This window comes from Rhizobium sp. 268 (assembly GCF_036571585.1).
GTDB classification, from domain to species: Bacteria; Pseudomonadota; Alphaproteobacteria; order Rhizobiales; family Rhizobiaceae; genus Rhizobium; species Rhizobium redzepovicii.
The window spans coordinates 1-5,568 of the sequence record NZ_JAPPSO010000047.1 but is presented as its reverse complement, the minus strand read 5'-3'; the positions used below and the strand labels follow the sequence as shown (position 1 = coordinate 5,568).

Sequence of the window (5,568 nt, the reverse complement as noted above, 5' to 3'; positions counted from 1 at the left end):
AACAAAGCATGAAAATGACGCCGTTCATGGGATAATTGCGAGCCGCAGAAATGTTTGCGACAGCCCCAGAGAAAGTCAATCAGCCGGGAACGTATACGTGGAGAAAACTCTAACTGGCCGGCAACCCGGCAGAGACACAAGGAATTGTTAAACGCCTCATGCGATATATCGATAGGCTTTGCAACCTGAGTGAGAATCTGTGGACAGGTTCATTTCCGAAACGGCGTAATGGAAATATCTGACACATTGAAATGGATAGACGCTAAGGTGCCCATGGCACCGACAAGCTGACCAACGATTAGTTCGAGAAAATGACCACGGCACAACACATCGTAGCTTTGCTGAAAAGCCATATAGACGGAGATGAAGGTCGCTTCCTCTCCGTGGCGACACAGCTTGCCGCGCATGAAGCCCGGCAAGGTCATGGCAAGCTTGCTCAAGAGCTCAGAGAGCTAATCGACGCAGCTCGCGGCAAGACGTCGACCGTCGCACGCATTGGCGCAGGTCCGGTGCCTATCACACAGCCGAAAGGCGAATTAACGAAATTGCTCGCCGCACGTTTTTCGGACACGCGACTAGCAGACATGATTTTGTCCGACGAGCTTCACGAACGGCTTGGAAGAGTGATCGCTGAACAGCGGCATCAGGAGCGGCTGAAAGCCCATGGGCTGACACCTCGCCGCAAGTTGCTCCTTGTCGGCCCGCCGGGGTCTGGCAAGACGATGACTGCAGCGGCATTGGCACATGAACTAAAGCTGCCACTTTTTACAGTTCTCTACGACGGCCTTATCGGCAAACTCATGGGAGAGACAGCCTCGCGCTTAAGACTGGTATTCGATGCCGTCGCCGCGCAACGGGGCGTTTATTTCTTCGACGAATTCGATGCGATCGGATCGCAGCGGTCCGGGCCGAACGATGTCGGCGAGATTCGTCGCGTGCTCAACTCCTTTCTCCAGTTCATCGAGAATGACCATGGCCCAAGCCTGATCATCGCTGCCACAAACCATCCAGAACTTCTCGATAAGGCGATCTTCCGCCGCTTCGATGACGTGATTACATACGAACTACCGGACGAGCGCATCACGCGCGGAATCCTGGAGACGCATTTATCCCGCTTCAAGCCAAAGAAGATCAATTGGTCGGAAATCCTCGATGCAGCCAAGGGACTCAGTCAGGCGGAGATAGCACGAGCTGCGGACGAAGCTGCAAAGATCGCTATCTTGAGTGACAAGCCGACGGTGGAAACCTCAATTCTGCTTGGCGCCTTGTCGGAACGTCACGCCACGATGCGATAAGGCGACCACCATTACATGGCCAGACCGCCTCGCAATCGATCTCACTTTTTCTTGGATGGTGGGGGCCAAGGTGAGGCTTATACCTCCCCACGTACGGTTATTTCCGGTCTTCCCCCTGCTCGAGCAAGAGCACAGCACGCAGCTAAGCTCTCTCAATCGCTTGCGACTGCGATTGCTGGCGCGCAGCAATTTATAGCGAATAGGGAGGTGGGAATTGCCGAAGGCGAACACGGCTTTTATTTGCAGTTTGATATCCCCGCGGCAGAACGCGGCGCAGTGGAGGCTTTGGAAAACAAGCCGGCTGGCATTGAACTCGTCGCCGTTCCTCAGGTCGCGGCTGGCGAGGAGAGTATCACCGCCACGGTCTTCGTCCCTGAGCGCTCCGTCGAATTCTACAGCAAAAAAGTCGACGCCTATCGCAATGAGGAAACGAAGGCAGGGCGTCCCAAAAACCAAAACTTGATTGCGCGTATTGAAGACGTTCGTCTCGCGACCGTCCGATCACTCTTTACGGACACACCAGACCTCTATCCGCAGCCAGATCTCGCCGTATGGTGGGAAGTCTGGATCAGGGACGGAAAACTCGCATCGTTTCGAACAGTAGCCGAACGTTTAAATATTCCGCTCAAGGATCACGCTATTCGGTTCCCCGAACGGGATGTTGTGCTCGCCCATGGCACAGAGGCTATTATCGCACGCCTCTTGATCAATTCTGACGCCGTCGCTGAACTCCGGCTCGCCAAGGACACGCCATCGACCTTCTTGGAGATGGGGGCCGCCGAGCAGGTGGAGTGGGCGGAGGACCTTGTGGATCGTCTTGTCGCCCCGAACGCACTGGCGCCGGCGATATGCCTGCTCGATAGCGGAGCGACACGGGAACACCCTTTGATCGCTCCAGCATTGCCGGCTGCCCACCAGCATGCATATGACAATAATTGGGGAGTTGGCGACAGCCAGTTTTGGAACGGGCATGGCACTTCGATGGCTGGCGTGGCGCTCTATGGTGATCTTCAGCAGGCGCTCACGCAGCAAGGTGCCGTCGAATTACCCTACTGGCTTGAAACTATAAAAATCCTCCCGCCAAATGGCGGCAATGATCCGCTGCTATATGGTGCGATTACTGAAACCGGGATGACCAAGGCGGAGGCAAGCGCGCCACTTCGCAAGCGGGTCTTTTGTATGGCGGTCACAAGTGAGATAGGCCTCGCTCGTGGACGTCCCTCATCTTGGTCGGCCGCCGTTGACCAACTGACCTATGGCGGAGGAGCTCTCCGTCGTCTGATTGTCATCGCCGCTGGCAATCTCCGCGGGGACATCCATGCGGCGGAGTATCCGGATCGCAATGATTTGGAAGAGGCAGAAAGCCCGGCACAGGCCTGGAACGCTCTCGTCGTCGGAGCCTACACTGACAAGGTCAACATCATTGATCCGGCCTTCGGTGATTGGGCTCCGGTCGCGCCAGCCGGCGACCTATCACCGGCAAGCAGAACCTCGGGAACTTGGGATCGTCAATGGCCCGTTAGACCGGATGTCGTTTTCGAAGGTGGAAACTTCGCCCACGACGGGGTGAATCCGAGCTCACATGTGGACGACTTGCAACTGCTGACCACATACTACCGGCCAAACATTCGACTTTTTGATACATTTGGCGATACAAGCGCCGCCGCCGCACTTGGCGCAAACCTTTGTGCAAACATCATTTCCGCTCGTCCAACGCTTTGGCCGGAGACGGTACGGGGTCTCGCCATCCATTCTGCCGAGTGGACGCCTGCAATGCGAGACCATTTCGACGGCGCGGGGACGCAAGCCATGAAAATGGCAATGCTGCGGCGCTACGGCTGGGGCGTGCCGGACCTCTCTCGTGCCCTGAAAAGTGCCGCCGATGATGCCACGTTGGTGGTAGAGGACGTGCTACTGCCGTTCAAAAAGGAAAAATCGGTAATCAAGACTAGAAGCATGAACCTGCACGCGCTGCCGTGGCCGCGTGACGAGTTGCTGGAGCTTGGTGCTGCCGACGTCGAACTTCGCGTCACGCTGTCATATTTCATCGAACCGAATCCTGGTGAACGCGGATGGACGCGCCGCCATCGCTATTCGTCACACTCCTTGCGGTTTGCAGTCAAACGCTCCCTCGAGAGCCTGCAGCAGTTCCGAACGAGGATCAACAAGGCGGCCGAGGCAGAAGAAGGGGGCGCGGTGGGCGCAGCTGCAGGTGGCGACAACTGGTTTCTCGGAATGATACGAGATCGCGGGTCGGTTCATTCCGACATCTGGCGCGGAAGTGCTGCTGCGCTTGCTGAACGCGATGCGATCGGCGTCTTTCCGGTTAGCGGCTGGTGGAAGGAGAAGCCCGGTTTGCAGCGTTGGGACCGAGCGGCACGCTATGCGCTCGTCGTATCCGTCAGGGCGCCTGGTGCGGACATCGACATTTACACCGCGATTGAGAACAAGCTGGAGGTCGAGATTCCTGCAGCATGAGCCGCGTTTTCCTCTGCGCCCTGGGCGATTGGTCAAGCGGCTATTCGAAACAATGCTGATGGGGAACGCTGACCTTCAATCTATTGGACTCCGGTTGGGCGAATGAAATAGAAATAGATGCGGGAGTCAGGGCTAGGTGCGGGTTCTTAAGTGTCCGTCATCGATCACGGCGGCCGCGACGGCCGGCAAGGATTGCCAACATATTTACAACGGACCAAGTTCCCTCTGCACAAAGTGCGGCTGTGCGAAAGTCCGCCAGCCGTTTGTGTTGCAAGGCCAGCGCGAGATTGACGGCGGCTCGGGCATGCGCCCGGGCTTCATCATTGCTTGAGCCCTGCAATTCCGATTGGAAAACAGCTTCGAGCATGCGCTTGGCATCTGTCGGGCTCGGCACGCGATCGTCAATCTGGGGATGCCTGGCGGGATTATAGACTTCCTGCGCAACCGTGATCAGGACTTCGCGGCAAAGCAAGCCAACGCCTTGAAACTGCTCTTCGGTCTCCGCGGAATCGAGCCTCGATCGCATCTCCTGCAATTGCCGATCAACCTTTTGCCATCCGGTCGGCTCTTCGAAGACGACCGCGCGATGCACCGCCTGAGCGACGAAAAGCGACCTTCCTGAGATTGTTTTTCCGGGTACGAGGACGAAGCCATCGGCGGCCAGCGCCTCGTTATAGATGTTCAGCAACTCCGAAACCTGCTCTTCGTCTAGACGAACGACCGGATGGAGGGTCTCGCATAAAAATCGGAGAAACTCGCCATCCGAGGCATGAAGAAGATTGAAGCGGCCGTCGAAGAACACCCAGTTATCGTCCCAATCTCGATTGCGAACCATATGCTGACGGATATCGCCGGCGGCATTGCTGTAGCGATAGTCGTACGACGGCATGGTCGAGAGATCGTAGAGTCGCGCAAGGAATTCATCATCCGAGAGGCGGCCGGACCAAAATATGTGGGCAACGCTCAAATGGTCGATGATCGCGCGCCGCGTTACGTCTGAGATTTCGTGAGCCGTCCCGCTCATATTCAATTCCTCTTTCAGCTTAGGAGCTGGATTTCGTGTTCAGCATTCATAGTTGTGACTCGGCGTGTTGAAAACTATTTGCCACGGGTGGCTGAATTTGGCCCCTTCGGAGCGATTTTGATGGGCCGCGACGGCGGCTTGCGACCTGGGTTATATGCACAAGGCATGGCTGCAGGTTGGGTGACCGATGCCCATCCTGCCGGAGCCGTATTGCCGTCTTCAAGATCGTGTCCATGGGAGTGGTTGTCTATTCGCATCCGGTTAGTCAAGGTTGCTTTGGCCTTTCGCTCTCTTCGCCGTTGCGAGGGGCGACAGCGGAGTTCGATGGGGTTGCATCTCAGCGTCGTTTGTCTGATTCAGAGCTATCCGGATGCCGGGAGCAGGGTTGTCTGCGCGGTCGACAAAATGTCGCCGCATGATGGGTCTTCGCAGGTAGGACCTTCCTATGTGTAGCGCGCAGTCTCGAACGAGCTGCAGCCACTCACCAGCGGAATGATCCAACCGGCGTCCGCGGCAGGGACGCTCAGTGCGTCAAACGAGGTTTGACGTTCTGAGGGAAGAAGGCTGGCGGTCGCTTATGCGGTGGCGCCAACCGATGCGTTGAAGACTTCTCCTGTCCTGAGCATGCTGTGCATAATGACCGCAAGCTTCCGGGCGACTGCCACCGCAGCGCGCTTAAAGCCCAACCGCTCACGCAGCTTAAGCCCCCAGGTCTTGAGGCTGCTCTCGGTCCTGACACTGGCGCGCGTGAGAAGCACTGTCGCCGCTTCA

Annotated in this window: 3 protein-coding genes and 1 pseudogene; 2 read left to right on the top strand and 2 right to left on the bottom strand. The window is 57.0% G+C overall.

Annotated features, from left to right (window positions below):
* The first annotated feature begins 311 nt into the window (after positions 1 to 311).
* Positions 312 to 1,295: an AAA family ATPase gene (locus tag OS035_RS33120; RefSeq protein WP_018516674.1), complete on the top strand. Its 984-nt coding sequence runs from the start codon at positions 312 to 314 to the stop codon at positions 1,293 to 1,295.
* A 15-nt stretch (positions 1,296 to 1,310) separates the two neighbouring features.
* A complete protein-coding gene (locus OS035_RS33115) occupies positions 1,311 to 3,773 on the top strand; it encodes a S8 family peptidase (protein ID WP_331815552.1) in 2,463 nt (820 codons plus the stop codon).
* A gap of 157 nt (positions 3,774 to 3,930) precedes the next feature.
* Here OS035_RS33115 and OS035_RS33110 read toward each other — a convergent pair whose 3' ends face one another.
* Both OS035_RS33110 and OS035_RS33105 read right to left on the bottom strand, forming a co-directional pair.
* Positions 3,931 to 4,797 (bottom strand): hypothetical protein, encoded by an 867-nt coding sequence (locus tag OS035_RS33110; protein ID WP_018516676.1) that lies wholly within the window; start codon positions 4,795 to 4,797, stop codon positions 3,931 to 3,933.
* 575 nt (positions 4,798 to 5,372) lie between these two features.
* Positions 5,373 to 5,568: pseudogene (locus OS035_RS33105) on the bottom strand (IS110 family transposase); the annotation flags it as partial.